At 65.8% G+C, this 26918-nt stretch carries 21 protein-coding genes; 6 read left to right on the top strand and 15 right to left on the bottom strand.

The features are described from left to right. Positions 1-15 precede the first annotated feature (15 nt). From AC2FLM_RS00955 to AC2FLM_RS00905, 11 genes are all read right to left on the bottom strand, one after another. Entirely contained in the window at positions 16-1197 is a 1182-nt protein-coding gene (locus AC2FLM_RS00955) for a hypothetical protein (protein ID WP_496854854.1), read from the bottom strand. Between the two features lie 142 nt (positions 1198-1339). Continuing rightward, entirely contained in the window at positions 1340-2485 is a 1146-nt protein-coding gene (locus AC2FLM_RS00950; protein WP_496854852.1) for a tetratricopeptide repeat protein, read from the bottom strand. Positions 2486-2728: 243 nt separating this feature from the next. Further along, positions 2729-5800, bottom strand: a complete 3072-nt coding sequence (locus tag AC2FLM_RS00945; RefSeq protein WP_496854850.1) for a hypothetical protein — start codon at positions 5798-5800, stop codon at positions 2729-2731. Between the two features lie 15 nt (positions 5801-5815). Then, complete coding sequence (gene pseI / locus AC2FLM_RS00940) at positions 5816-6886, bottom strand: pseudaminic acid synthase (RefSeq protein WP_234145713.1); 1071 nt, start codon at positions 6884-6886, stop codon at positions 5816-5818. A gap of 28 nt (positions 6887-6914) precedes the next feature. Then, entirely contained in the window at positions 6915-8831 is a 1917-nt protein-coding gene (locus AC2FLM_RS00935) for a hypothetical protein (RefSeq protein ID WP_496854848.1), read from the bottom strand. Between the two features lie 106 nt (positions 8832-8937). Further along, complete coding sequence (locus tag AC2FLM_RS00930; RefSeq protein WP_496854846.1) at positions 8938-9855, bottom strand: NAD-dependent epimerase/dehydratase family protein; 918 nt, start codon at positions 9853-9855, stop codon at positions 8938-8940. After that, positions 9852-10988, bottom strand: coding sequence for an ATP-grasp domain-containing protein (locus AC2FLM_RS00925; RefSeq protein WP_496854844.1), 1137 nt, complete (start codon positions 10986-10988; stop codon positions 9852-9854). Before AC2FLM_RS00925 ends, AC2FLM_RS00930 begins: the two co-directional genes overlap by 4 nt. Next, the gene (locus tag AC2FLM_RS00920) at positions 10985-12040 is read right to left on the bottom strand and encodes a PseG/SpsG family protein (RefSeq protein ID WP_496854842.1); all 1056 of its coding nucleotides are present in this window, start codon (positions 12038-12040) and stop codon (positions 10985-10987) included. The genes AC2FLM_RS00925 and AC2FLM_RS00920 overlap by 4 nt, the downstream gene beginning before the upstream one ends. Before the next feature lie 170 nt (positions 12041-12210). Beyond that, the gene (locus AC2FLM_RS00915) at positions 12211-13119 is read right to left on the bottom strand and encodes an N-acetylneuraminate synthase family protein (protein WP_234222003.1); all 909 of its coding nucleotides are present in this window, start codon (positions 13117-13119) and stop codon (positions 12211-12213) included. Positions 13120-13199: 80 nt separating this feature from the next. Beyond that, on the bottom strand, positions 13200-14306 hold the full coding sequence (locus AC2FLM_RS00910) for a DUF6716 putative glycosyltransferase (protein ID WP_496854839.1): 1107 nt from the start codon (positions 14304-14306) through the stop codon (positions 13200-13202). Between the two features lie 4 nt (positions 14307-14310). Further along, positions 14311-14505 carry a hypothetical protein gene (locus AC2FLM_RS00905; protein ID WP_496854837.1) on the bottom strand — a complete coding sequence of 65 codons (195 nt, stop codon included), beginning with the start codon at positions 14503-14505 and terminating at the stop codon, positions 14311-14313. A gap of 165 nt (positions 14506-14670) precedes the next feature. On the opposite strand from AC2FLM_RS00905, the gene AC2FLM_RS00900 reads away from it, so the two are divergent. Together AC2FLM_RS00900 and AC2FLM_RS00895 are read left to right on the top strand one after the other, a co-directional pair. Next, positions 14671-15888, top strand: coding sequence for a cytidylyltransferase domain-containing protein (locus AC2FLM_RS00900; RefSeq protein WP_496854835.1), 1218 nt, complete (start codon positions 14671-14673; stop codon positions 15886-15888). After that, positions 15885-16679 (top strand): hypothetical protein, encoded by a 795-nt coding sequence (locus AC2FLM_RS00895; RefSeq protein ID WP_496854833.1) that lies wholly within the window; start codon positions 15885-15887, stop codon positions 16677-16679. Before AC2FLM_RS00900 ends, AC2FLM_RS00895 begins: the two co-directional genes overlap by 4 nt. Before the next feature lie 48 nt (positions 16680-16727). On the opposite strand, the gene glmS is transcribed toward AC2FLM_RS00895, so the two are convergent. Further along, positions 16728-18548: a glutamine--fructose-6-phosphate transaminase (isomerizing) gene (gene glmS, locus AC2FLM_RS00890; RefSeq protein WP_496854831.1), complete on the bottom strand. Its 1821-nt coding sequence runs from the start codon at positions 18546-18548 to the stop codon at positions 16728-16730. A gap of 409 nt (positions 18549-18957) precedes the next feature. Further along, the gene (locus AC2FLM_RS00885) at positions 18958-20073 is read right to left on the bottom strand and encodes a polysaccharide biosynthesis/export family protein (RefSeq protein ID WP_496854829.1); all 1116 of its coding nucleotides are present in this window, start codon (positions 20071-20073) and stop codon (positions 18958-18960) included. Between the two features lie 99 nt (positions 20074-20172). Here AC2FLM_RS00885 and AC2FLM_RS00880 point away from each other — a divergent pair, with 99 nt between their 5' ends. Together AC2FLM_RS00880 and AC2FLM_RS00875 are read left to right on the top strand one after the other, a co-directional pair. Beyond that, the gene (locus tag AC2FLM_RS00880) at positions 20173-21051 is read left to right on the top strand and encodes an NAD-dependent epimerase/dehydratase family protein (RefSeq protein ID WP_496854827.1); all 879 of its coding nucleotides are present in this window, start codon (positions 20173-20175) and stop codon (positions 21049-21051) included. Continuing rightward, on the top strand, positions 21048-21659 hold the full coding sequence (locus AC2FLM_RS00875) for a sugar transferase (RefSeq protein ID WP_496854825.1): 612 nt from the start codon (positions 21048-21050) through the stop codon (positions 21657-21659). The genes AC2FLM_RS00880 and AC2FLM_RS00875 overlap by 4 nt, the downstream gene beginning before the upstream one ends. Before the next feature lie 44 nt (positions 21660-21703). Here the strand turns inward: AC2FLM_RS00875 and AC2FLM_RS00870 are convergent, their stop codons facing one another. Further along, positions 21704-23152, bottom strand: coding sequence for a mannose-1-phosphate guanylyltransferase/mannose-6-phosphate isomerase (locus tag AC2FLM_RS00870; protein ID WP_496854823.1), 1449 nt, complete (start codon positions 23150-23152; stop codon positions 21704-21706). A 191-nt stretch (positions 23153-23343) separates the two neighbouring features. Here AC2FLM_RS00870 and AC2FLM_RS00865 point away from each other — a divergent pair, with 191 nt between their 5' ends. Both AC2FLM_RS00865 and AC2FLM_RS00860 read left to right on the top strand, forming a co-directional pair. Further along, positions 23344-24345 carry an NAD-dependent epimerase/dehydratase family protein gene (locus AC2FLM_RS00865; RefSeq protein WP_496854821.1) on the top strand — a complete coding sequence of 334 codons (1002 nt, stop codon included), beginning with the start codon at positions 23344-23346 and terminating at the stop codon, positions 24343-24345. A gap of 95 nt (positions 24346-24440) precedes the next feature. Further along, the gene (locus AC2FLM_RS00860) at positions 24441-25745 is read left to right on the top strand and encodes a UDP-glucose dehydrogenase family protein (RefSeq protein ID WP_234145698.1); all 1305 of its coding nucleotides are present in this window, start codon (positions 24441-24443) and stop codon (positions 25743-25745) included. A gap of 95 nt (positions 25746-25840) precedes the next feature. Here AC2FLM_RS00860 and AC2FLM_RS00855 read toward each other — a convergent pair whose 3' ends face one another. After that, positions 25841-26917, bottom strand: a complete 1077-nt coding sequence (locus AC2FLM_RS00855) for a ParB/RepB/Spo0J family partition protein (RefSeq protein ID WP_496854819.1) — start codon at positions 26915-26917, stop codon at positions 25841-25843. Position 26918 lies beyond the last annotated feature (1 nt).

The raw sequence follows: 26918 nt of genomic DNA, 5'->3' as shown, positions 1-26918 counted from the left end.
TATCCCCGCCGGGGATCAGGCGAGCTGGCCAAGCGCCCTGAGCTTCAGGTCCACCTTTGCCAGATGCCGCCGGACGGCGGCGTTGCCCGGCTCCCGCCGCAGGGCCCGCAACAGGCAGAACCGGGCCGGCTGGAACTCGCGATCCGCCATATGGGTCAGGGCAAGAGAGATCAGCGTGCGCACATGTCCGGGCTGTTTTTCCAGGATGCCCTGGCAGATCGCCTTGGCCCGCGCGGTGCCCTGGTTCAGACGCAGCGCAACGCAGAGCAGCAACAGCAGGTTCACGTCATCGCCACAGCCGACCGCCGCCTGGGACAACACCGCCAGCGCCTCGGCCGGACGGTTCAGATGCAACAGCGCCTCGCCCAGCAGGGCCTGGGCCGCCTCACCGTTGGGATAGGCCTCGAGCGCGGCCCGTGTCAGCCGTTCCACCCGGTCCCAATCGGCACCGTCCGAACGGGCCTCGCACAGCGCCTCGAACCCCTGTTCCACATATCCCTTTGCCGTCAGCGCCCGGCCGGTCCCGGCCTCGACCACGACCCCCTTGCCCGCGACGAAATCGCGCAGCAACGGACCCAGCCGGGCCTGGCGCGACAGGAAGGTCGGCATGACATGACTGCCGCCCACCATCGAGATCGCCTTGATCCGGGCAACCCGCATCAGATCCCTCGCCGACTTCAGGTCGGACAGGTCGCGCTCTCCCACGATCAGGGTCAGATCCGGCGCCGCCTCCCGCACCAGCGGGCGCAGGTCGGGACATGTGGGGGGTTGCGTGCCGGTGAAATGCGCCGCGCTCTGCGATTGCGGCGCATTGAGCACCGCGTCGGTCGAAAAGGCCAGGATATCGGCCCCGAGCGCGGCCCCGTAGCGGATCGCGGCATAGCCCCCCATCGAGGTCCCGACCATGTAGATCCTGGTCGCCTGCAACACCTCCCGCCAGCGCGCCAGCAGGTCAAGCACCGCCGCGTCGCTGTCGGCGAAACCGGGGATCCCGTATTGATACCAGTGGTTTTCGCCATTGTTGAAGAAGAACCTGTGCGCCTTCAACTCGCGCCCCTGCTGGAAGAAGTTGAATACGCCTTCGGCAAGATCCTTGGCCCCGAAGAAGACCACCATCGGCCGCGGGGAACTGCCCTCCCAGGGCAGGATGTGATGACTGGGGCCGCAGAGGCTCGACGGATAGGGGTCACACGACATCAGGCGCTCCCCGCGCGACTGGTGCGCGCGCCCATATCACGGTCGGTCCCGGCGTCACGGCACATCCCCTCTCCTTTCCGCCCGGCAACGACGCGGCCCGGATCCGCATGAAGCGTCCCGGGCGCGCGTCCGGTTGCCGGGATCAGCCTTTCAGGGCCATGCGGCGATAGGTTGCATTCGACGGTTGCAACCGGAATGCCTCGGCATAGCCGGCCTTGGCCGCTTCCTTGTCATCCAGCCGGTTGCAGATCTGTGCCAGATCGAAATGCGACGGGTGATAGTCGGGCCATTTCTCGAGGATGATCCGGTGGTGAAAGGCGGCTTCCTCCAGATCTCCGGTCATGCGCAGGCAATGGGCGAACAACGAGCGGTGTTCCACGAAATCCGGGGTCAGCGCCGCCGCCATGGCGGCATGCTCGCGCGCCCGTTCCGGATGCCCTTCCTTGAGATTGAGACGGGCCATCAGGTAATTGACCCGCGCCGATATCGGGTATTGGATCAGGGCGTTTTCCAATTCGGCACGGGCCCGCACGTAATCCTTGTTCAGGTAATGCACCCAGCCCCGGAAGAAGCTGCGCGGAAATTCCTTGATCTCCAGCGCATTGCCACGATCCACCAGCGTGGGCATGGGCTGCCCTTCGGTCATCGCCCGGATCGCGGGCACCAGCCGGTCCGAGAAATTCAGGTTGCGCATGACCGTATGTTCGTCATTGCGCAGGGTGACGATATTGACCGTATCCAGCTTCTTGACCAGGGCCGCGCAGTACAAATCGACCGGATCCATCTCGCCGGTGTAGATATGGAGCTTTTCCTTCGCCCCGGCCAGAATGTCATGCAGGTCGCCATACCGGTGCGGCGTTCCCGGCGGCATCATCTTGAGCGAGCGGCTATAGGGCAGACCAAGGCGCGTTTCGGGGCTGAAGGCCAGCGCCGCGCCGCCCAGTTTCGCCGCGAAGAGCAGCGCGGCATAGCCGCCCATGCTGCTGCCGCAGACCCCGATCCGCTTCACCTTCAGCCCATCCGCAAGCCGCCGGATACTGTCGAATGTCTCGTCAAGGTTCGACCCCAGGCCGGGAACCCCGTTCTGATACCAGTCGTTGACAGGGACCCGCAGATACAGCTTGTGATAGGGCAGTTGATCGGCCAGCTTCCACAGGTTGAAATGGCTCGGCTTGGTCCCGGTCGCACTGAGCAGGATCAGCAGATGCCGTGACCGGCCATGGGTTATGAGGTGATGTGACTCACTGCGCCGCGGCGTACCATTTAGGGTTTCCCCCGAACGTACCATCTTAACTATCCCCATTGAAAACGTTGCTCCTTCTTGCCCTGCCATACGAGGATCAACAAGCTGATCCGCCCACAAACCGCGCCGGCTGTTCTTCGAAAGCTACATGATCGCGGCGCCGACCGCTCTGGTCGGCCCGAGAAATCGCGTGCCCCCCCGCCGGTGGCCGGGGCAAGGTGGAAAGGGGGCTGGAAAGGGTGATCTTCATATCTGTCTCGTCTGGTATGCGTCCAAAAAGCCCTGATCCTAAACCGGAACGGCGGCCGCGGCAAACCCCGGCTCGAACCGCTCCCCCAGGGCGCGCCCCGCCAGTTCGATGACCGCCGGGTCCGGCGCCTTCTGGTGGCGTTTGACATCGTCCTGGAACCAGTAGGGCGGGTAGAGCACCTTGTTGGTCACCGGGCGCGCATGAAAGCGATAGGCCTGGGTGAACTCCTCGTTTGCCATGTAATCCAGCCAGACCGCCGCCCGCTCGCGCAGATCGGGGGCCACTTCGGCCGGCTTCTCGAAGCGCAGATACGCCTCGAACTCCTGCCGGTCGCGCACCGAGACATGGCCGATCGGATAGTCGATCGGCGCGAAATGGCCAGCCAGCACACAGGGCACGCCCATGATCCCCAGCTCGATCGCCGTGGTCCCGTTATAGACCAGTCCCAGATCCATCCGTTCGAGCATGTCATGCATGTCGAACCAGCGATGCCCCATGAAGACGGCATTCTCGCCCAGTGGCTCGTCCAGCAGGTCGCGGAAATACTCGGTCGGAAAGGTGGCGATCTGATTGTTCAGCTCATGCGGATGCGGCTTGATCAGCAACAGCGTGTTGCTGCCCTGGACCGTCCGGATGCAATGGTTGATCCAGTCCTTCATGTTGCTATGCGCCGGGCCGCCGTCAAAGGGCACCGCGCTGTCGCACACCACCTTGCCAAAGGCACAGGCGATCTTGCCGCCCTTGGCACGCCATTCCTTCAGGCGTTTGTCCAGCGCCTGGGCCTCCTTGGGCCGCCCCGAGGTGCCCTCGGTCGAGCGCTTGACCTTGGTCACCCCGATGAACCGTTCCATGATCGCCGGGATATCGCCCTTTTTCTGTTCGTAATAATTCTCGAAAAACTCGGGGATCGGGAAACTGCCCGAGCGCACCTGCGGATATTGCGTCACGTTCCGCATGACGAACCGCTGCGAGATATTGGTCGAGAAATTGGTGAAATAGTTCTGGTACCCGTTGGCGACCTGCAGGCAGAAGAAGCTCTTGGGATCGCCGTGTTCCTCGCAGAAGAAACGGAACAGCGAATCCGGCAGGCGGCAGCTGAACAGCGCGATACAGGCACCGGGCAGGTTGCGGTCGCGCGTGGTCTTCAGGGCATATTGCAGCACCCGCGCCTCGGCCCGGGTCCAGTCGGCCAGCCCGCCCAGATAATGTTGCAGCTCGGGGCAATGCCAGTGGATCGAATAGCGGCGCCGGTTGATCGCCGCGTCTTCCCACAGCGAATGCCCCAGGTCGATCTCGCCCCAGCGCAGGGTCGCATTGCCCGGATCAAAGACGAAATCCTCCACATCCGGCATCGCCTCGGCCGCCTCGGGGCTGAACACGATATTGGGATTGAGCGCGCCATTGAGCACGTCGATCTCCTTGATACCGGTCAGTTCCCGCGGCAGGAACCCTTCGACGATCGGCACCACGGCCCAGCCCTTGCGCTTGAGTTCCGGCAGGACCATCAGCGGGTTGCGCCGGAGATGGTCGATATTGCGCGGCGCGATCAGCAGCACCCCCTTGGGGTTCTTGGGCTGCGGCACCGATTGGAAATGCTTGGCGGTCTCGATCAGGAAGCGCAGCTCGCCCACCCGCTTGATCAGGCTGTGACTGGAAAAGGCATTCACGGTGCTGGGATTGCTCAGCATCTGCCCATAGACTTCCTTGACCAGGTTCAGCGCCTCGTTGAACCGGCCCTGGCGTTGCAGGATATTGGCATAATACAGCAAGCCGCTGCGCCGGCGCAGGTTCTTGGGCAGGACCTTGTAGAAGGCATTGGCCTTTTCATATTCCCGCGCGATCATCGCCCAGCGGAAAAAGTTCTGCATGTCCCGGTTGACCTTGGGCTTGTGCCCCTCGAGCCGGGCCATGATGCGGCTGGACAGGGCGACCCCGCCGGTATCGCGCGCGATGGTGGCCGGCACCGACCACAGGAAGGGCAACATCTCGGCGCGTTCCGACAACGCCTCCATGCGCGCATGCACCCGGTCGATCTCGGCGGCCAACCCCAGCCGGCGGACCAGCAGCAGATAGTCGCACAGCACCAGAACCATATCCGTGTTCTGTTTCGCGGTCCGGGGCGCGCTGTCGTCGAACAGCGGCTCCAGCTCGGCCTTCATCTCCGCCAGCCGGGTCCGGGCCAGCTGGTACGAGCTGCTGTAATCGGGCACATGCCGCACGCTGGCGCGCACCATGTCCTGGATCGCCTTGATCCGGGCCTGAAGCGTCTCGGCCTCGGCAAAATCCTTGTCGCAGATCTCGAGATAGGTGTCGCGCATCCGGCCTTGCAGGGCCAGTTCCTTGAAATCCTGCATTTCGGCCACGCCAAAGGACTCCTCGGCCGCCTCCCCGCTCTCCTCCGCCTTGGCAGAGGCCTTCTCCGCCTTGCTCTCCTTCTTGCCCGCCGAAGCGACCACCAGACTGTCGTAATCGCCGTCCTCGCTGGCCCAGTCCATGGCCTCGCGGGCGATCAGGTCCACCATCCGCAGACTGTCCTGCAGGATCTTGGTGCGCCGCTTCATCAGCAGTTCGGGCGCGGCCTCGAGATTGGCCAGCTCCTTGACGATCCGGCGGGCAGCCGGGTGATAGGCGCCCTTCATCGCCCGGCACAGAGTGATGATATGGATCAGGAAGATGCTGTCGGTATATTGCTTCTGCGTATTGAGAGCCGCCGCCAGCAGGCGGCGGCGCCCGGGTTCGGACACCATCTGCTGCGCGATCAGGTAACCGGCCTTGTATGGGGCCGGACGGCAGGTCCGCTCCATCTCCGCCATCAGGGCGAACAGCCTGGCATAATCCTTCTGCTCGATCGGTTCGGCCATCTGCGGACGCAGCTGCCGGGCCCTGTACTCGGCGGCGCGCTCGAAATCGCCCAGCCCTTCATAGGCGCGTTCCTTCAGCCGCAGGGTCTTGGGACAGTCCGGCTTGTACTGGCCCGGCAAGTAGAGCAGCTGGCTCGCCAGCTTGTAGCGATTATAGCGCAACAGCACCTTGCTCAGCCGCAATGGCGCGCCATAGGTCAGTTTCCGGACGACCACGCTTTTGACACGATACAAGCTCTCGCGGAGCATAGCGTTCACCCCGCCTTACGATTTGTCGTCCAGAAGATCCCAGCTCATCGGCGTGCCGCGCTTGACATCCTGTCCGACCCGGCGGCCGATCAGCGCATCGAAATGGCGCGGCGCCAGGCCCAGGCCCGGACGGATACGGCGCAGGTTCTCGGGCGTCAGCACATCGCCGGCCTTGAGATCGGCCCCGATATAGAGCGAGCGCCGCTTGCGGCGTCCGGCCTGTTCCGAGGCGGTGCCGCCAAAGGTGATCTTGCCCATGCCCGCCGCGGCGCGCTTGACCTCGGTCACCAGCGCGGTGAATTCGTCGGGCTCCAGCGAAAAGGCGCTGTCCACCCCGCCGGCGGACCGGTCGATGATGAAATGCTTCTCGATCACCGATCCCCCCAGGGCGGTGGCGGCGCAGGACACGCCATTGCCCATGGTGTGATCGGACAGGCCGTAATTGCAGCCGAAGGTCTGGCCGATCAGCGGCATGGTCACCAGGTTGGTGTTCTCCGGGCTGGCCGGATAGCTGGAAGTGCATTTCAGCAGGGTCAGGTTGGTACAGCCCGCCGAGCGCGCCGCCTCGACCGCCTCGCCGATCTCGACCGCGCTGGCCATGCCGGTCGAGATGATCATCGGCTTGCCGGTCGCCGCCACGCAGCGGATGAGCGGCAGGTCGACCGCCTCGAACGAGGCGATCTTGTAGGCCGGCACATCCAGGCTTTCCAGCAGCTCGACCGCATCCTCGGAAAACGGCGTCGAAAAGGCCAGGATGCCTTTCTCGCGGGCCCGGTCGAAGATCGGCTTGTGCCATTCGGCCGGGGTCTTTGCCTCTTCATAGAGACTGTAGAGCGTGCGCCCGGTCCACAGCGACTTGGGGTCGGTGATGGTGAATTCGCCCTCGCTCAGATCCAGCGTCATGCTGTCGGCGGTAAAGGTCTGGATCTTGAGCGCATCGGCCCCGGTGGCGGCGGCGGCATCGACGATCTCCAGCGCCCGGTCCAGCGACTGGTTGTGGTTGCCCGACATCTCGGCAATCACGAAGGGGCTGCCGTCATTCGCGATGCCGTGGGTTTTGCTAAGTTCTTCTCTCAGTGTGAGCATGAAACATGTCCTGTTCGTTCTGGGTTCGTCATCGCACAATGGCTTTGGAATCTTTGGAGCCATCTATACCCGCGATGGCCGCGTTTTCCATGATAAGTTCGAGATTCAGCACCCTGAGGCAGCGCCCCCATTGAAAGGTGGTGATCCGCTCCGCCTCACCGCCGTGCAGCGCCTTCCACAGCGACGCGTAGACCTGGGTGACATAGGTGCGCGTCTCGGCATCGGTCACCGCCGCCAGCACCCGCGAGGTTTCGGGGTTGAGATAGGCCACATGGTCGCGCACCATCTTCTCCATCGCGTCCATCGACAGGGTCTTCACCTCGTCGACCGTCGGCCCGGCGCGCAGCTTGCGATAGGTTTCCCCGGCAAAGCGGCGGCACAGATCATAGACTTCGCGCTTGGGCACGGTGGCATCCAGCAGGTTTCTGGGCCGGCCCAGGTAATAGCTCAGCAGCGGCCCGCTCATCGCCACCAGCACCGAGCGGGAGTTGCGCCCCACCGGCAGCGTCGCCAGACGCTTGTTCGACAGGTGGCCATAGGTCAGGTAACGGACCATGTCGAGCGACATCCGCGGCGAGAGACCGGGCCCCACATGCGCCTTGAACAGGTCCAGTTCGCGGTTGAGATAGGTCATCCGGTCATGCGGATGATGCGCCGGCGACAGCAGGTTGGGATACTGGTGCGAGATCATGCCGCGCAGGATCCCGTCCAGCCCCGGCTCGGGATCGGGATCGGCCGGCCCCTGGATATGGGCGTAGAAATCCGTCGTCCGGCGCTGAAAGACCGGGTTTTCCAGAAACTCGTCGGTGAACTGGAGATTGGTCAGGAACGCCTCGTATTGCAGGACCTTCTCGGCATTGGTCTTGATGCTGCGGGTCTTGGCGCGGGACAGAAAGCCCAGTTCGTGATTGGCATGCAGGATGGTCATGTTGGTATTGACCAGCGCATCCATGTTCTGCCCGTGCAGCAGGTCGGTATCGGTCAGGTCCTGCCCCAGCAGGGCCAGGTGCACACTGCGCGCGCTGATGACCTCCTGGCGCATCATGTCGATGATCCCGGCCTGTACCTCGGGCCGGTCCCATGTGGTCTCGGGCAGGATTTCCAGGTCGATATCCAGCTGGTTGCTGACCGGCACCGCGCGCGAGGGCCCGTTGCTGCCCGAGAACTCGACCGAGAAGTTGCGGATCCGCTCCACCCCCATCTTCCAGCGCAGGCCGAGATAGATCAGCAGGCTGTCCACCCCGCCCGAGAACATCACCCCGATCTTGTTGGTGCCGCGGCTGCCGTAATAACGCGCCAGCTGCGCCATCACGTCCTTGAACGCGCTTTCAAAGGAAATCGGTTTTTTCAGCGGTGACGGGCGGGACAGATAGCTGTAATTCTCGCTCACCCGCCCATTGCGCACCTCGAGCACCGCGCCCGGCACAAGCCGGAGCACATCCTTGAACACCGTGGTGAAGGGCATCTGGTTGAAATTGCTCTGGGGCGCGTAGCTGAACCAGAAACAGATCCCGAACGGATCCATCTCGACCGGCCCGGGCAGGTCGCTCAACACCGCGGACAGGGTCGATCCGGCGACGAACCGCCCGTCCCGGGCGCAGAAATAGCCGCCGCAATATCCCGGTGCGGTGATGATCCGCAAGCCGTCCCCGCTCTGGTCGACCAGCACGTAATTGCCGATCCCGTGGCGCGCCTCGGCGGCAAGATAGTCCTCCAGCGGCTGCTGGCCGTATTCCTGCAACAGCTTCTTGCGGCTCTTGTGCATCGGATCGCCGAAAATCTGCAGGGACGGCGTATCCGCCCCCTGCCCGGCGGTGATCAGGAACGTCTCGACCGGCTGCCCCGGCACGTCCTCGTCATTGACGGACACGGTCGAAAAGCTCCGCCGGGCGTCGTCTTTCAGACGCCCCAGCCGCCGCAACACTCTTGTCGTCAGTCGTTCCATTCCGACCCCTGATCCTCAAATTCCCGACGCATCGGGCGGCACGCCTGCAAGGCCGCCATGTCAGAGCACGGCCAAGACCGGGTGCCGCAACACCGGCGGGCCACGGCTATTCCGCGCGGCCCCCCGCCTGTCGCTGCATGCGCTCGAAATCCTCAAGCCCCGCGCGCAGGGAAAAGCCCGGTGCCCAGCCGAGCATCCGCTCCGCCTCGTCCAGCGCCATCGCCGTTTGTGGCATCGGCGCGTCGCTGTCGGTGTCATAGCGGATATTGCCCGCGTTGCCGAACACCGCGTTCACCGTTTCGGCGATCTCGCCCACCGGGATGGCCCGGCCGCCACCAATGTTGAACACCCCTGTCGCCGTGCCGCGCAGCGCCGCCAGGAATGCCGCCGTGGCATCGCACACGTAAAGCTGGTCGATGCGGTAATCGGCATTGCCGGTCAGCACGATGGTCTCGCCCGCGCTGGCCTGGCCGACAAACCGCATCAAGGCGGGCGTGCCCTTTTCGCCATGGCCATAGACCGCCGCCAGCCGCAGCGCCACCGCCGCCGGGCCGCGGGCCCGGGTCAGCATCTCCAGATGCTGCTCGGCCATCAGTTTCGACAAGGCATAGGCATTGATCGGACGCGCCGGCGCGCTTTCGCGATAGGGCAGACCGCTGGCGGGCGCATAGACCGCGATGGTCGAGGCCAGCACGATCTTTTGCAGCCCGTTCTCGCGCGCGGCATGCACCAGGTCGCCGATCACCGCGACATTGGGCTCCCAGAACGGGGCCAGGTCCATCGGCGCGTCTTCGCGGGTCATCCGCCGCCCCGCCAGATGGATCACCGCATCGGCCCCGTCGAGCGCCGCCACCAGGCTGTCGCGGCTGTAATCGGTCTGCCGGTCTTCGGCCTGGTCCGCCGGCCCGCGTCCCAGCCGGCGCACCCGGTATCCGGCCGCCTCGAGATCGGCGCACAGATAACGCCCGATGAACCCCGAGGCGCCGGTGACCGCGATCAGGCCCGAGGCGACGGCTCCGCTCATGGGGTCTCCCTCACGTAATAGCCCACCACCTCGAGCGTGCCGTTGACCGGGCGCACCTCCTGCCCCGCCTCATAGCGATACTCGTGATAGATCGCGCCCTCGGGCTGCGGGAACCGCTCGGGGTCGAAGGCCGCGCCCGGCGCCATCTGCTGGAACATCAGCTCCATGTCGCGCCCGTGGCGGTCGCCCTCGCCATTGTTGGGCAGCACCTCGGGCGTGCCCTCGCCGGTCAGGCAATCCATGGTCATGGCGATCAGATCGACCTGTTCCGCCGCCCGGATCAGGCGCCACATGTGGCAGCCATCCAACCGCGGCGCAATCTCCACCACGCGCGGACCCTCCGGGGTCACGATCATCTGGAAATACAGCACCCCGTCCCGGGTTCCCATCGCCGCGATGATCCCGTCGACCAGCTCCAGCGCGGCGCGCTGGTTGTCTTCGCTGACATCCTTGCAGGGCACCAGATGCCCGCGCGGCACGCCAAGCGCATGGGGCCCGTGCACCAGGCGCTCGGACAGCACCTTCATCCGCACCTGGCCGCCGCAGACCATCACGTTGCACGAGATCTCGACCCCTTCGAGGAAGCCCTCGACAATCGCCTTGCGGCTGCGCGAGAAGCCGATCGCCCGGGTGATCGCGGGTTCCAGATCCTCGGCCCGGTCGATGCGCACCACGCCGCGCTGGCCCTGGGCATCGGTGGGTTTGACCATGCAGGGGAAATGATCCCAGCCCGCCGCCGCCGCCGGGTAGCTTACCTCGACGAAGGGCACCGGGCTCAGGTCGTGCTCTTTCAGGAACGCCCTGAGTGCCGCCTTGTTGTCCAGCAGCGCGATGAAATCGCTGTCATAGAAATGCGGCAGGCCGAGGCGCTCGGACAGGGCCACCACCGAGGTCATCGCGATATCGGACGAGATCGAATAGACCAGATCGACCTGGTGGCGCTGCGCCGCCTCGGCCAGCGCGTCCAGATCGACGATGTTGATCGCCTCGACCACATCGCAATAGGCCTGCCCGGACTCGCCGGCGACCGGAGAGACGCCGATCACGAACCAGCCGCGATCCTTCATGTGGCGGATCAGATCCGCCTGACCGGCATTGGTGCCCAGCACCATGATCTTCTTCTGAGTACTCATGCGTGTTCTCTTTCCCGTTCCAGCAGGGCCTCGACCAGCCGTCTGGTCCCCTGCCCGTCCACCAAGCGTCGCCCCTCGGCCGCCATCGCGGTCCGCGCGGCATCATCCTCGACCAGCGCGGCCACGACCGCGTGCAATTCGGACGGCGTCACCGTCCCGACCTGGCCCAGATAGCGGGCCCCGGTCAGATCCTGCCAGCCCCGGCAGGGCCGTTCCTGATTGGGGGCCAGCCCCATGAACACGATCGGCAGGCCGCAGATCGCCGCCTCGTAGCTCATCGTGCCGCCGCCGATCACCGCCAGATCACAGTCCCGCATCAGCCCCGCCATGTCGGGCGGATTGACATGAAACTCGGCCTGGCCCGCGGGCAGGGCCGCCACCGCGGCGGCGACCGCCTCGCGGCGCGGATTGCCCGCCCCCGACACGATCACCAATGTCACATCCGGCCCCAGACGGCCCGCCAGCGCCGCGATCGCGGTGGCGATGGCTCCCCGGTCGTCGCCGCCGCCAAAGGCCACCAGAATGCGTCGCACCGGGCGCCCGTCGGCCCGCGCGGCGATGCCTGCAAAGGCCGGGCGCAGCACCGCGTAGCGCGGCCCGAACAGGGTCCGGGTGCGCGCCGGATCCTTCAGCCAGGGCAGGTATTGCTCGCGCCGCTCATAGGGGCTGGCATTGACCAGCAGGTCGGGCTGAAACTCCCAGGGGGCACTGGCATCGAACTGCTGCAGCCAGCGCAGGCCCGCGTCGCGCAGGATCTGCTGATATTCGGGATCGCCGCGATAATCGTCCATCACCGCATAGGGGGTACCATGGTCCCGGCACAGCGCCACCAGCCGGGCCGCGTCCTCGGCCGAGCTGCCGCGCTCGGGCACCTCGATCCAGTCGGCGAACAAGCGCGCATCCTGATCCGAGCGCAGCGTCTCGGGCGGCCCCAGCAGCACCGCCTGCCCGCCCAGGGATTGCAGATATCGCGCCATTTCCCGGCATCGCATCAGATGCCCGATCCCCACCGCGGCGGATACAGCACAGCGAAATATCACCTTGTCTGTCACGCCTCGTCTCCTTGCGGACGCGGCTCGCGGCTTGGCTGTTCTGACATGTCTTACTTAATGATCTTAAAATGAAACGTCTGGCTTCGGCCCTTCGGTAGGCCGATTTCGGCAAGGTTGCAAATAAATAAATGCGCTCTGCGACCCTGCCGACCGGCCCGGTTCCGGCCGGGTCAGGACGCCGTCCATTTGAGCTTGTCGCGCTGCACCTGCTCCACCGGCAGGATCTCCGCGCGCTTGTAGGCCAGTGCCTGATCGACATTGCGCACGTCCCGGCACAACCGGCGCAGCCCGTCGGGTTCCAGGCTGGCGGCGTGGTCGGTCCCCTTCCAGGTACGGTCCAGGGTAAAGTGGCGCTCGATATGGGTGAACCGGCCCTTGCCCTGGGCCTCCATCCGGCGGCCAAGCGCCAGCGCGGCCACATCGGCGGCAATGCCCAGGTGATGCCCGGAAAAGCCGACCCCCTTGACCGTGGACCCGAATTTTTCCATCAGATTGCAGATCTCGAACAGGCAGATATCCTCGAAGGCCACCGGATAGCCCGAGGTGCAGCTGTAGACCACCAGATCCCCGGCCCGGCCCCGCTCGGCATAGAACTGCACCAGATCGGCGATTTCCTTGCCCGTGGACATGCCGGTCGAGACATGGATCTCCCCGGCGAAATTCTCGCACAGGAAATTCTGCATCTCGTAATGCAGGTTGGTGGCCGAAGGGATCTTGAGCATGGGCGGGTTCAGCGCCGCCATCTCGCGCGCCGAGGTCAGATCCCAGACGCTGGTGGAATAGGCGATGCCATGGGCCTTGCAGGTCTCGATCAGCTCTTGGTGCTGGTCGGTGTCGAATTCCAGGAATTCGCGATGCGCCCCATAGGTGTCGCCATAGGCATTGGCCGGCACCGGATGCGGGGTGTCATAGGCCTCGGGCGACAGCAGCTCGCGGTTATGGCGTTTCTGGAACTTGGCGACATCGGCATTGCACACTGTGGCCGCGACGCGGATCAGCTCCTTGGCAATGTCCATGTCCCCTTTGTGATTGCACCCGATCTCGGCGATGATCTGAACGGGTCGGGTCTCTTGCGTCATATTGAAATCCTAAAAGAATTGGGGGCCGGGATTTTCTGCCCGGACTTGAGCCGAGAGTTACCCCGGACCTTCCATATGTGTCAAACACTCCCCTCGGGCCGGGGCGCCGCATCCGCGTCGATCTCGTGCAGGACCCGGGCGCCCAGATCGGGGGGACAGAACATGCCGTCGAGCCAGCCGGGATCGGGCGCCCGATAGCGCAGATGCAGCAGATCGCGCAGCGAGACGACCAGGTTGCTGGCCGCGAACAGGGCGCGCATCGGCGGCACCAGGGGATCGACATAGGCATCGACATAGTCCAGATGCACCATCGTCGGCACCCCTGCCCGCACCAGGTCCATCGCCGCCGTCGAGGTGCAGACGATCCCGATCGCGGCCTTGGCCAGCGCGCTGTCCATGTCGCATGCGGTCAGGCGCAGATTGTCCGGCACCGCGAGCGCCTTCATCAGATCCGGATAGCTGAACCGCTCCTTGTGCACATGGGTGGTGTTCTCTTCGGGCAGGTGGCGCAGCTTGATCCACACGGTCCGCTCCGGGTGGGCGCGGGCGAGGGCCGCCATCACCCGCAGCATGTGCAGCCGTCCCCGCCGGGTCGAGGGCGACAGCGCCTGGGCAAAGAAATAGATATCCCCGTCGGGCAGCGCGGGCGGCGTGGCCCGCTCGGGGCGCAGGCAGGCCGGATGCCCGAACCCCACCCGCCGGGCCTTTCCCGCCCCGTCCGGATCCTGCGACGGCAGCTCCGCGGCCTGCAATGCCCGGAACCGTGGCAGGTAATCGCGGGGAAACAGGTAGACACTGTCGCAATAGAGCCGGTTGCGCATACCCCGGTCGGGAAAGAAATCGAGCCCCGGCAGAAAGGCGATGATCCGGGGCCGGGCGCTGCTCTGGCGATAGGCGGGATCCATCAGCAGATCGGTCAGCACCCGGGGCACCTTGCAGACGATGATGGCATCCAGATCCGGCGCCCGCGCCGCCGCCGTCAGCCCGGCAAGGTCCATCACCGTGTAATCCCCCTCGGGCACATGCAGCGCCAGCTGCCGGGGCGACAGGGCCAGCTCGTCGGCAAAGGCGCCCAGCCTCACCTCGGCCGCCGGGTCGGCCGCGCGCAGCTGGGCCCGCATCCGGGTGGCAAAGAACAGGGTGGAATCATCGCCGAACAGGATCAGCAGGCGTCGGGGCCGGGTCATGAACTCAGCTGTCTCCGCGTTCGAAGGCTGCAAGGATGCGCTGCTGTTCCCGGTTATGGGCGCGGTTGGCCGCCTTCAGATGCGCCGGCGACGGGATCCGTTCATAGATCGCCGCCGCCCGTTTGCCCAGCCGCCAGACCGCCCGACGCAGCCGCCACAACGCCCGACCCAGAGACGAGTTCTTGAGCTGCAAAAGCATCCTGCAAAACCGGTAAATCCAAGATCCACGAAGGATTTACACAGCGCCCCCCGGTTTGTAAAGGTAACCGGACTGCGGGTTCCGGACCCTGTGCCCGCCTGCCCGCGGCGCTTGGGCGCGACCCGACCCCGTGGCGCCAAATGCGCAAGACGACAGAGTATCGACATGACCGGCACAGCCCCCGCCCCCGAGGCCACCGCCTGCATCATCCTGGCCCGCGGCGGGTCCAAGGGCATCCCCGGCAAGAATCTGCGCCCCGTCGGCGGCGTTTCGCTGATCGGACGCGCCGTGCGCGCGGGCCGTGCCGCGCCCTCGGTCGCGGCGGTCTATGTCTCGACCGACGATGCCGCCATCGCCGCCGAGGCCCGCCTGCATGGCGCCCGGATCATCCACCGCCCCGCCGATCTGGCCGGCGATACCGCCAGTTCCGAATCCGGCTGGCTGCACGCGCTTGGCCCGGTGCGCGCCGATCTGCCCGCGCTGGAGCGGCTGGTGTTCCTGCAATGCACCTCGCCCTTTACCACCGGCGAGGATATCGAGGCCTGCCTGGCCGCGATGCGGGGCCAGGGCGCCGATTGCGCGATCTCGGTGATCGAGGATCACTCGTTCCTCTGGCGCCCCGATGCCCAGGGGTTCGGCACCGGCATCAATCATGACGAGACCGGCCCCAGGATGCGCCGCCAGGACCTGCCGCCCGCCTTTCGCGAAAGCGGCGCGATCTATTGCGTGCGGGCCGACGCCTTTGAACGGGTGGGCAACCGGTTCTGCGGCCGGGTGGCGCTCTGCCCGGTGGATCACCCGGCGGTCGAGATCGACAGCCTGCGCGATCTCGACCTGTGCAGCCAGCTGGCGCGCAGCCACGGGCTGGACAGCCCGGCGGCGGATCGTCTCGGCCGTATCCGCGCGGTGGTGATGGATTTCGACGGGGTGCATACCGACAATCTGGTGATCACCGACCAGAACGGGGTCGAAAGCGTGCGCACCTCGCGCGGCGATGGCATGGGCCTGTCGCTGCTGCGCGAGGCCGGGCACTGGCGGCTGATGATCCTGTCGAAAGAGCGCAACCCGGTGGTGCTGCGCCGGGCCGAGAAACTGCAGATCGAGGTCCAGAACGCCACCGACGACAAGGTGGCCGCCCTGACCGGCTGGCTGGCCCGGCACGGGCTGGACTGGGGTCAGCTTCTCTATGTCGGCAACGACATCAACGACCGCGCGGCGATGGAGCGGGCCGGCCTGTCGGCCTGCCCCTCGGATGCCCATCCCGAGATCCTGGGGCTGGCCGACTGGATCCTGCCGCATCCGGGCGGGCATGGCGCGCTCCGGGCCATGGCCGACACGCTGCGGGCGGCACCGCGCGCGGGACAGCCGGACGCCCGGAAATGACATCCGACACCTTTGTCGTGGCCGGCGGCGGCCTGTCCCTGACCCGGCTGATCCCCGGCCAGGTGCTGGTCACCGACCGGATTGTCCGCACCAACAATTTCTTCTTCGAGCCGATGCACTATCTGGGCCGCCGGGTGGATCTCGCCTTCATGGGCGGCGATCCGCGGGTGGCGCCCTTCATGTTCGAAACCCTCTGGCGGTGTCGCGCGGATTACGACCTGGCGGCCTGGAGCAGCCACAACCCCGCCGTCATCCGCGCCGGGCAGCGCCGGTTCGGCGCCTGCTACCGGGTGATGCGCTATCGCGACGCCGCGATCGAGGCCGAGGTCGCCGCCCTGATGGCCCGGCACGACCGCAAGCCGACCACCGGCACCTATGCCGCCCTGATGGCGCATGGCATGGGGGCGCGGCGCATCATCCTGACCGGGATCGACTTCTACAATGGCGGCCAGCGCTATCCGTTCGAACCCGGCCGCCACCAGCGCGACCTGATGGGGCAGGATCTCAACCGCCGGGGCGTCGACCAGCGCCTGCACGCGCCGCAGCTGGATCTGGATATCCTGTCCGCGCTGATCCGCCGGGGCGATGCCGAATTCCTGCGCAGCGGCGCCGGGACGCCGCTGGACAGCCTGATGCCGCAGGCCCCCGTGCGCACGGGGCAGCCGGTGATCCCCACCCCGCGCACGCCGCCCACCGACTGGGCGCCGCGGGCGGGGCTCTATCCGATCGCCTGGCTGAAGCTGATGCGCCGGGCCAGCGCCATGCTGCGCGGCCTGCGCGGCCAGAGCTGAGATCCGGCCGAAAACAGGCTCTATACAGGCTCTATCAAGGGGGTTTCCCTATTCCACGGTCACCGATTTTGCCAGGTTGCGGGGCTGGTCCACATCGGTGCCCTTTTCCACCGCCGTGTGATAGGCCAGAAGCTGCACCGCCACCGCATAGACGATGGGGGCAAAAGGCCCGTCCACCCGCGGCATCGCCACGGTCTGCCAGAGGCCGCCCCCGGCCTTGTTGATCCCGGCCGGGTCGCTGACCATCACGATCCGCCCGCCCCGGGCCATCACTTCCTGCATGTTAGAGACTGTTTTGTCGAACATGTCATCGTCCGGGGCCAGCACCACCACCGGCATCTCGTCGTCGATCAGCGCGATAGGTCCGTGCTTCAGCTCGCCGCTGGCATAGCCCTCGGCATGGATATAGCTGATCTCCTTGAGCTTGAGCGCCCCTTCCAGCGCCAGCGGATACATCGCGCCGCGGCCCAGAAAGATCGCATCCTTGAACCGCGCCAGCTGCGAGCTGATCGCATGCACCTGCGGTTCGCAGGTCATCGCATCGGCCACCTGCCCGGGCACCCGCATCAGATGGTCCACATGCGCCGCCAGCGCCGCCTGGTCCAGCACGCCGCGCTGCCGCGCCGCCTGCAAGGCCAGCGCCGCCAGCACCACCAGCTGGCAGGTGAACGCCTTGGTCGAGGCCACCCCGATCTCGGGTCCGGCCAGGATCGGCAGCGCCACATCGCTTTCGCGCGCGATCGAGCTTTCGGCGACATTGACGATCGACACGATGCTGCCCGCCTTGCCCGCGCAATAGCGCAGCGCAGCCAGCGTATCGGCGGTCTCGCCCGACTGGCTGACGAACAGCGCCAGCGTGCGGTCGGAAATCGGCGGCTCGCGATAGCGGAACTCCGAGGCGATATCGACCTCGACCGGCAGCTTGGCGATCTGCTCGAACCAGTATTTGGCCGTGAAACAGGCCAGCGAGGCGGTGCCGCAGGCCACCATCACCACCCGGTCGATCCCGGCGAAATCCAGCCGGGTCTCCAGCAGGTGCTGCCCCTCGCGCTTGCTGAGATAGTATTTCACCGCCTCGGCCAGCACGGTGGACTGTTCGGCGATCTCCTTGGCCATGAAATGGCGATATCCGCCCTTGTCGGCGGCGGTCGCATCCACATGCACGGTCTTGCGCTGGCGCGCGACCGGCTGCTGGTCGGCATCCAGGAAGTCGGCCCCCGCGCGGGTCACGATCGCCATGTCGCCTTCTTCGAGATAGGTGATCTGGTCGGTCATCGGCGCCAGCGCCAGCGCATCCGAGCCGACGAACATCTCGCCCTCGCCCCAGCCCACGGCCAGCGGGCTGCCCTTGCGCGCGGCCACGATCAGGTCTTCCTCGCCATCGAACAGGAAGCACAGCGCATAGGCGCCTTCCAGGCGTGCCACCGTCTTCTTGGCGGCCTCGACCGGGGCCTCGCCCTGCGCCAGATACCAGTCGCACAGCATGGCGACGGTCTCGGTATCGGTCTCGGTTTCGGGGGTGATCTGCTGATCGGCCAGGAATTCGCGCAGGGCGCGGAAATTCTCGATGATCCCGTTATGAACCACCGCCACCTTGCCCCGGGCATGCGGATGCGCGTTCTGGGTGGTCGCGGCCCCATGGGTGGCCCAGCGGGTATGGCCGATCCCCGAGGTGCCGGCCAGCGGCTCGTGCACCAGCAGGTCGCTGAGATTGATCAACTTGCCCAGAGCCCGGCGCCGGTCCAGCCGCCCGCCATCGACGGTCGCGATCCCCGCGCTGTCATAGCCGCGGTATTCGAGGCGCTTGAGCCCCTCGACCAGGATCGGGGCGGCCTGGTGATGCCCCAATACGCCGACAATTCCACACATCGTCCGTTCTCTCCGGTTGCTTATCCGTTTTCCACTCGGGCACGTGGCCAAGCGACGGCCCGCGCCTTTCCTGCCGTGTCAGAGCCTGAAAAGCCGTTTCCCCCACCGCGTGCACACAGCGTGGGAAAGGGCCTGCGCACCACATGCAGGGCGCCTGCGATCATGTCTGGAACCTTCGGCATATCCGAACGCATACGCGTCCCTCTACCGGTCGCTGGAACGATCAAAGCGCGTCTCATTACAAATATCTGTCAATCAGTTAACCGATTTCGGTCTTATCCATAAAGCCGCAGTTTGCCAAGCGCGGATCCCCGGGGCTGAAACTATGTTACAACGCGGCCCCGCGCCCGCCCCCGCAGTGTGAAAGACCCGGCGGTTTTCCGCCGGGCCCGGACATCTGAGCAGACCGTTACAGCACGCCCGCGCGGCTGAAGACCCCGAAGAAGTTGCCGATCACGTTCGAGATGGTGAGCACATCGTTGATCGGCGCCTCGGTCGCCAGCACCAGGTCGTTGGGGTTGATCTGGAAGTTGCGCGCCGAGAACAGCCCGTCGAACGTGGTCAGGTCGATCGAGAACACCACCCGCGTGTTGCGCGGCCCGCGGGTGCCCGGACTGACTGCCGAGGCGGGATATTCCCGCAGGATCAGCAGGCCCTTGGGGTCGGCCCGGCTGTCATTGACACCGCCGATGATCGACACCGCATCCATCGCCGACAGGTCATCGCGGGTAAAGGGGTGCAGATCCTCCTTGCCGGTGGCCCCGAAGGACAGGAAATAGCGGTTGTCCTCTTCGACAAAGATCTGATCGCCGCCGCGCAGCAGCGTGTCATAGGACGGCGTGTCCAGCAGCCGCTCGACCGAGGTGCCATAGATCGCGTTGCCGCGCACCAGGCGAATCTGCGGGTTGACCAGCGACGACGAGACCCCGCCGCCATCCGACAGCAGGCTGCGGACCGTATAGTTGCGGTCGGGCATCGGATAGGATCCCGGCCGGGCGACACCGCCGACCAGTTCGACCGAGTTGCCGCGGCCTTCCTTCATGCTCAGCTGCACCTGGGCCGAGGGCACGATCGCTTCCAGATCGCTCTGCAACCGCTCGCGGGCCAGGTCAGGGGTCATGCCGATCACGCTGATATCGCCGACATAGGGCACGAAGACGGTGCCGTTCGAGGCCACCCGCACCTGTTCCAGCGGCACCGCGCGCTGGGTCTCGGTGGTCAGCAGGGAGTTTTCGCTGCTGTCCCAGATTTGCAGGGTCAGCGTGTCGCCGGGCTGGATGATCTGGGTCTTGGCGCCCTGGCTCCGGCTCAGCCAGGACAGGCGCTCCTGCCGCCCCGTCGCCGGCCATTGCGACACGGTGGGCAAAAAGGCGCGATTGACCAGATACAGTGCGAATTCGCCGCTTTCTTCCTGGACCTGGTTGATGATCTCGCTGCTGGCCGGGGCGCCGGCCGGCAGGCGGCCGCACCCGAAGAGAGTCAGCAGCACCCCCAGAAGGATGGCGGTTTTTGCAACATGCTTCATCTGTCAGATCGGCCTATGTGTAAAGTTAATGGTTTTTGCCATTGGAGTGTGCGCACAATACCGGCATCGAAGGATCCGTCAACGCTTACAAGAACACCCATGCAATTTCCCGATATCTTGGTTCTCGGAGCGACCGGACGGATCGGCAGAATCCTGCGCTGCGTCTGGAAGCCGGAGATCTCTCAGAACCATATCCTGTGGCATACGCGCAAGCCCGTGACCACCGAGCGGCACAACTGGGTCAGCTTCGATCCGCTGACGGAACCCGACAGGCTGGCCGCCGCCGCCCGCGGCCGCAAGGCCATTCTGTGCCTGTCCGGCGTGATCCCCGGCCGCGAAAGCCCGGGCACGACGCTGGACGACAATATCGACCTTGCCCTGGCGGCGGTCCGGGCCGGCGCGCAGACCGGCGCCCGGGTCCTGCTGGCCTCTTCGGCGGCGGTTTACGGCAATCAGGCCGGGCTGCTGTCCGAACAGGCCTCGACCCGGCCCACCAATGCCTATGGCCGCGCCAAGCTCGAGATGGAACAGCGCGCCACCGAACTGGCCCGGGCAAGCGGGGTGTCCTGCTGCTGCCTGCGGATCGGCAATATCGCCGGAATAGACGCTGTTCTGGGCAAGTGGACGCCAAAGACCACACTGGACCGGTTCCCCGACGGGCACACCCCGAGACGCAGCTATATCGGTCCGCGCAGTCTGGCGCGGGTCCTGTTCGACCTGATGCTGGTCCCCGATCTGCCCCCGGTGCTGAATATCGCGGCCCCCGGCATGGTGGAAATGGGCAACCTGCTGGACGCCGCCGGGCTGCACTGGACCCCGCGCCTGCCGCAGCCGGGCACGATCGCCCAGGTTCAGCTTGACACCACCTCGCTGAACCGGCTGTCTCCGGTGGCGGCCGACGAGGCCTCTCCGGCCTGTCTTGTTGCGCAATGGCGCAGTTTAGAGCCGGATATCGGGAATATTCAGGACTCAAGATGACTTTTGGCAAACGTCTTTTCGATCTGTTCTTCGCCTCCCTGCTGGTGCTTCTGCTCTGGCCCTTCATCATCGCGCTGCTGGTCTGGCTGCTGATCCGCCAGGGGCGGCCGGTCTTTTACGTGGCCGAGCGGATGAAGGGGATGGGCGAGCCCTTCGCGCTGTGGAAACTGCGCACCATGACCGAGGTCGACGAGGATTCCGGTGTCTCGGGCGGCGACAAGGTCAACCGCATCACCCCCACCGGGGCCTGGTTGCGCTCCAAGCGCCTGGACGAGCTGCCCCAGCTGTGGAACATCCTGCGCGGCGACCTGAGCTTTGTCGGCCCGCGCCCGCCCCTGCGCCAGTATGTCGAGCAGTTTCCCGAGATCTATTCCGAGGTCCTGAAATCGCGCCCCGGCGTCACCGGCCTCGCCACGCTGGTCTATCACAAGCACGAAACCATGCTGCTGGCGCGCTGCAAGACCCGCGAGGAGACCGATCTGGTCTATGCCCGCAGCTGCGTGCCGCGCAAGGCCCGTCTCGACCTGATCTATCAGCGGCAGCGCAATGTCTGTTACGATTTCGACCTGGTATTCCAGACGATCGGTTTCCTGTTTCACCGCCGCTGACCGGCGATATCAGACCCTGTCAAGGGCCGCACAGGCAGGCCGCGTCACTGCCGGGCATAGACATCCTCGTACCGAATGATGTCGTCCTCGCCCAGATAGCTGCCGGTCTGAACCTCGATCAGCACCATCGGCACCTTGCCCGGGTTTTCCATCCGGTGGATCGCCCCCAGCGGCACATAGACCGACTGGTTCTCGCTCACCAGGGTGACGGTGTCGCCGACCGTGACCTTGGCGGTGCCCTGCACCACGATCCAGTGTTCGGCGCGGTGATGGTGGCTTTGCAGGCTCAGGGCGGCACCGGGATGCACCATGATGCGCTTGACCTGGAACCGGTCCTCGATCACCAGGCTTTCGAACCAGCCCCAGGGGCGGTGATCCTTGGGAAAGGTCTCGGCCTGTTTGACCTGCTTGCGCTTCAGCGCCGCCACCGCCAGTTTCACATCCTGCGTCCGCCCGGCGGCGGCGACCAGCACCGCGTCGGGCATGGCGACCACCACGGTATCCTTCAGCCCGATCCCGACCACCTGAAGGGTATCGTCCTCCGAGCGCAGCAGCGAATTCTCGCAATCGATCGCCGTGGCCTGCCCCGACAGGGCGACCCCGCGCGCATCCCGGTCCATCTCGTGCCAGACCGCATCCCAGCCCCCCAGATCGGACCAGCCCTGCCCAAAGGGCACGACGCTCAGATTGTCGGCCTTCTCCATCACCGCGTAGTCGATCGAGATATCGGCCAGCCCGGCCCAGGGTTCGGGCGCCAGGCGGAAGAAGCCCAGATCCGGGCGCCCCGTCTCGACCGCCTGCCGCACCGGGGCGATCATCTCGGGCGCATGGGTCTCGAAAGCGGCGAGGATCGCCGCCGGCGAGAACAGGAACAGGCCCGCATTCCACAGATGCCGTCCCGTCGCCATCATCCGGGCGGCGGCTTCGGCATCCGGTTTCTCGATGAAGCGGCGCAAGGGTACCGGGCCGGTCGCGGCCCCATCGGGGGCCGCCTCCAGCTCCAGATAGCCATAGCCCGTCTCGGCCCGCGTCGGCTCGACGCCAAAGGTGACCAGCTGGCCCGCCTCGGCCGCCGCGACGCCCGAGGCGATCATCCGGCGGAACAGATCCGGGTCGGGCACCACGTGATCCGAAGGGGCGACCAGCATCAGCCCCTCGGGATCCTGCGCCTGCAGCCACAGCGCCGCCGCCAGGATGGCCGGGGCGGTGTTGCGGCCCTCGGGTTCGATCAGCACCGCCGCCGGGTCGATCCCGGCCTCGAGCAGTTGCTCGGTCACGATGAAGCGGAAATCGGAATTGGTCAGCACCACCGGAGCGGCAAAGCCCTCGCCGCTCATCCGCCGGACCGAGGCCTGGAACAGCGAACTGTCCCCGATCAGGCGCGAGAACTGCTTGGGATAGCTCTTGCGCGACAGCGGCCACAGCCGCATGCCCGAACCGCCGCACAGGATGACAGGCGTAATCGTCCGCGCAAACTTCATAGCGTCCATCATCTGGCCCTCCTGCCCCGTGATTTCCCGGTGTGGAATTTCCGGCGTGATCTTCCCGGTATGCTCGTCTCTCCGTGATATTTGCCCCGCCTCGAAATCACAACATCCCAGATCGCAGAAACAGACACGGTCAGCAGCGGTTGTTTCCCCGCAAGGGTTTGACCGCAAGCCGGATTTCCCTCTAGAGATCATATATGCGAACCATCCTCGTCACCGGCGCGGCCGGCTTCATCGGCTATCACCTGAGCTTGCGCCTGCTGGCGGCGGGCTGGCGGGTGGTGGGGCTCGACTCTCTCAACCCCTATTACGACCCGGCGCTGAAACGGGCGCGGCTGGCGCAGCTCGAGGCCCGGCCGGAGTTTGTCCCCGTCATCGGCAAGCTGGAAACCCCCGGCCTGCTGGCCGATCTCTTTGCCGCGCACCGCCCCGCCCGCGTCATCCACCTGGCCGCCCAGGCCGGCGTGCGCCATTCGATCGAGGCACCGCGCGATTATGTCGAGGCCAATCTGCTGGGCACCTACGAGCTGATCGAGGCCGCCCGCGCCCATCCCCCCGAACATATGCTGCTGGCCTCGACCAGCTCGGTCTATGGCGCCAATACCGCGATGCCCTATGCCGAGACCGACAAGGCCGACAGCCAGATGTCCTTTTACGCCGCCACCAAGAAGGCGAACGAGGCGATGGCGCATTCCTATGCCCATCTCTATGGCCTGCCGGTGACGATGTTCCGCTTCTTCACCGTCTACGGCCCCTGGGGCCGGCCCGACATGGCCTATTTCAAGTTCACCCGCGCCATCCTGAGCGGCGAGACGATCGACGTCTACAACAACGGCCGGATGCGGCGCGACTTCACCTATATCGACGATCTGGTCGGCGCCATCCTGGGCCTGGCCGAGGCCACGCCCGGCACGGCGCCGGTGGGCGATCACGACAGTCTCAGCCCGGTGGCGCCGTTTCGCGTGGTCAATATCGGCGCCAGCCAGCCCGTCGAGCTGATGGCCTTCATCCGCGCCATCGAAACCGCCTGCGGCCGGACGGCCCAGATGCGGATGCTGCCGATGCAGCCCGGCGATGTGCCCGCCACCTGGGCCGAGACCCGGCTCTTGCGCGACCTGACCGGCGCCGGGATGGACACGCCGCTGGCCACCGGCATGCAGCATTTCGTCGACTGGTATCGCGACTATTACCGGATCTGAGCCGGCACCGCAGAGGGGCGTTGCAACAGGCGTCGGATCCGCCGATTGTAAACAGGCCGGAAGAGCAGCCCGGCACGACAAGAGAGGTAGGGGTTATGCGGATCGCCATGATCGGAACCGGCTATGTGGGCCTGGTCTCCGGCATCTGTTTTTCCGATTTCGGACATGACGTGATCTGCGTCGACAAGGACGCGGGCAAGATCGGCCGGCTGAATGCCGGCGAGGTGCCGATCTACGAGCCGGGGCTCGATGCGCTGATGGCCAGGAACGTGGCGGCCGGGCGGCTGAGCTTCACCACTGACCTGGCCGCCGCCGTGGACGGGGCCGAGGCGGTGTTCATCGCGGTGGGCACCCCCACCCGGCGCGGCGACGGCCATGCGGATCTGACCTATGTGATGGCCGCCGCCGAAGAGATCGCGCAGGCCCTGACCGGCTATACCGTGGTGGTGACCAAATCCACCGTGCCGGTGGGCACCAACCGGCAGGTCAAGCAGGCGATTGCCAAGACCAACCCACAGGCGGAATTCGACGTGGCCTCGAACCCGGAATTCCTGCGCGAGGGTGCGGCCATCGAGGATTTCATGAAACCCGACCGGGTGGTGGTGGGCGTCCAGAACGCCCGCGCCGCCGAGGTGATGGCCGAGATCTACCGGCCGCTCTATCTGCGCGACTTTCCGATCCTGACCACCGATCTGGAAAGCGCCGAGATGATCAAATACGCCGCCAACGCCTTTCTCGCGACCAAGATCACCTTCATCAACGAGGTGGCGGGCCTGTGCGAACGGGTCGGCGCCGATGTCAAGGAAGTGGCACGCGGCATCGGGCTGGATGGCCGGATCGGCAATAAGTTCCTGCATGCCGGTCCCGGCTACGGCGGCTCGTGCTTTCCCAAGGATACCGCGGCGCTGGCCCGGATCGGGCAGGACCATGCCTTTCCGATGCGGATCACCGAAACGGTGATCCGGGTCAATGACGAGGTCAAGAGCCGCATGGTCGAGAAGATCCGCGACGCGCTGGACGGCAGTTTCAACGGCAAGACCATCGCGGTGCTGGGGGTGACCTTCAAACCCAATACCGACGACATGCGCGAGGCGCCGTCGCTCACCATCGTGCCGACCCTGATCGGTGGCGGTGCCCGGGTGCGGGTGGTCGACCCGCAGGGCCAGGCCGAGGGCGAGGCGCTGCTGCCCGGCGTCAAATGGATGGACGACCCCTATCAGGCCGCACGCAAGGCGGATCTGGTGGTGCTGCTGACCGAATGGAACGAATTCCGCGCCCTCGACCTCAAGCAGATGGCGCGCAAGATGGAGACCCCGCGCATGGTCGACCTGCGCAACATCTATTCGGAAAAGGCCGCGCGCAAGGCCGGGTTCGAGTGCTATATCGGGGTCGGGCGCTAGCGCGATTGGTTACTGAAATGTTTCGCGCGCGAAACATCGCGGGGCAGGGTGGGGGGCTCTGCCCCAGGTTCCCGAAGGGCCCGAAACAGACCCTATCAAAGAGATTTCAGCCAGTCTTCCAGCATCTCGGCCAGACGATCCGAGACGCCCTCGCCCACCAGTTCGATACGACCCTGATCCGGGGTGAACCGCATTTCGATGCCCTGCGTCACCCGGGTGACGATCCGTTCGCCAGCCGCCGGGTTCTGCGCGGTCGAGCGCAGCCGGGGCCGGGCAGGGGGTTCGGGATCGGCCGGCGGGGGCGGGGGGGCCTGACGTTCGGCCAGGGCCTGGGCCAGAATGCGCATCTCGGCCGGGGCGCTGTCGCGGGGGCTGTCCTTGAGCCGCGCCTTGAGCAGATCGGCAAAGCCCGGATCGCGCACCATCTCGCGCGCCAGCGCCAGGCCCAGCTTCTCGGAAATCGCCGACGGGAAGTAGAGCACCGCGTCGAATGCCTCGACCAGCAGGATGAAAGTGCCGATCTTGGAGCGGCGCGAACGGGTGGTATTGCCAAACAGCCCCTGCAAGGCGGCGCGCTGATTGGGATAGACGCCTTCCTTCATCGCGCGCACCGCGATCCGGGCGCGTTCGTAATGGCTGAGATTCACCCGGATCTCGTTTTCCTCGACCATCGCGACATAGGCATCCTGCGCGGTCTCGGGGGCAATCACCATGGCGCGCACCGTGGCGAATTTAGGGTCTGAAGTCTCTTTGTAGAGCCTGCGCAGCGCGGTCAGTCGCCGCCAGCCCGAGATCAGGCCATGGGTGCGCCCGCCAGCGGGATCGGGCAGGGGGACCACCTCGACCGGCATCTGCTGGCCGCGCGCCCGCAGGCTGTCGGTCAGCGCGGTCATCTCGTCCTCATTCTGCTCCAGCCGGTCGCGCACCAGATGGCGTTCGTCGATCACGTCAAGCGGCAACAGCTCGATCATCCGACCTTCGGCCCGCGCCGTGGCCATGGCCTGGCTCATCTCGTCGAGCGCCGCCCGGGCCGAGGCATCGCCCGCCACCTGGGCAATCGGCGCCTGCCCCGCGCCCAGCGGCATCGACTTGGTCTCGGGCGCCCGCTGGCCGGGTACCGGGCCATCCAGGAAAACCGGTTGTGCCGGGCTCAGTCGCTTGCGTTTTGCCATC

Source organism: Ruegeria sp. SAZD011, assembly GCF_059612545.1.
This window is presented reverse-complemented; position numbering and strand designations above follow the sequence as displayed.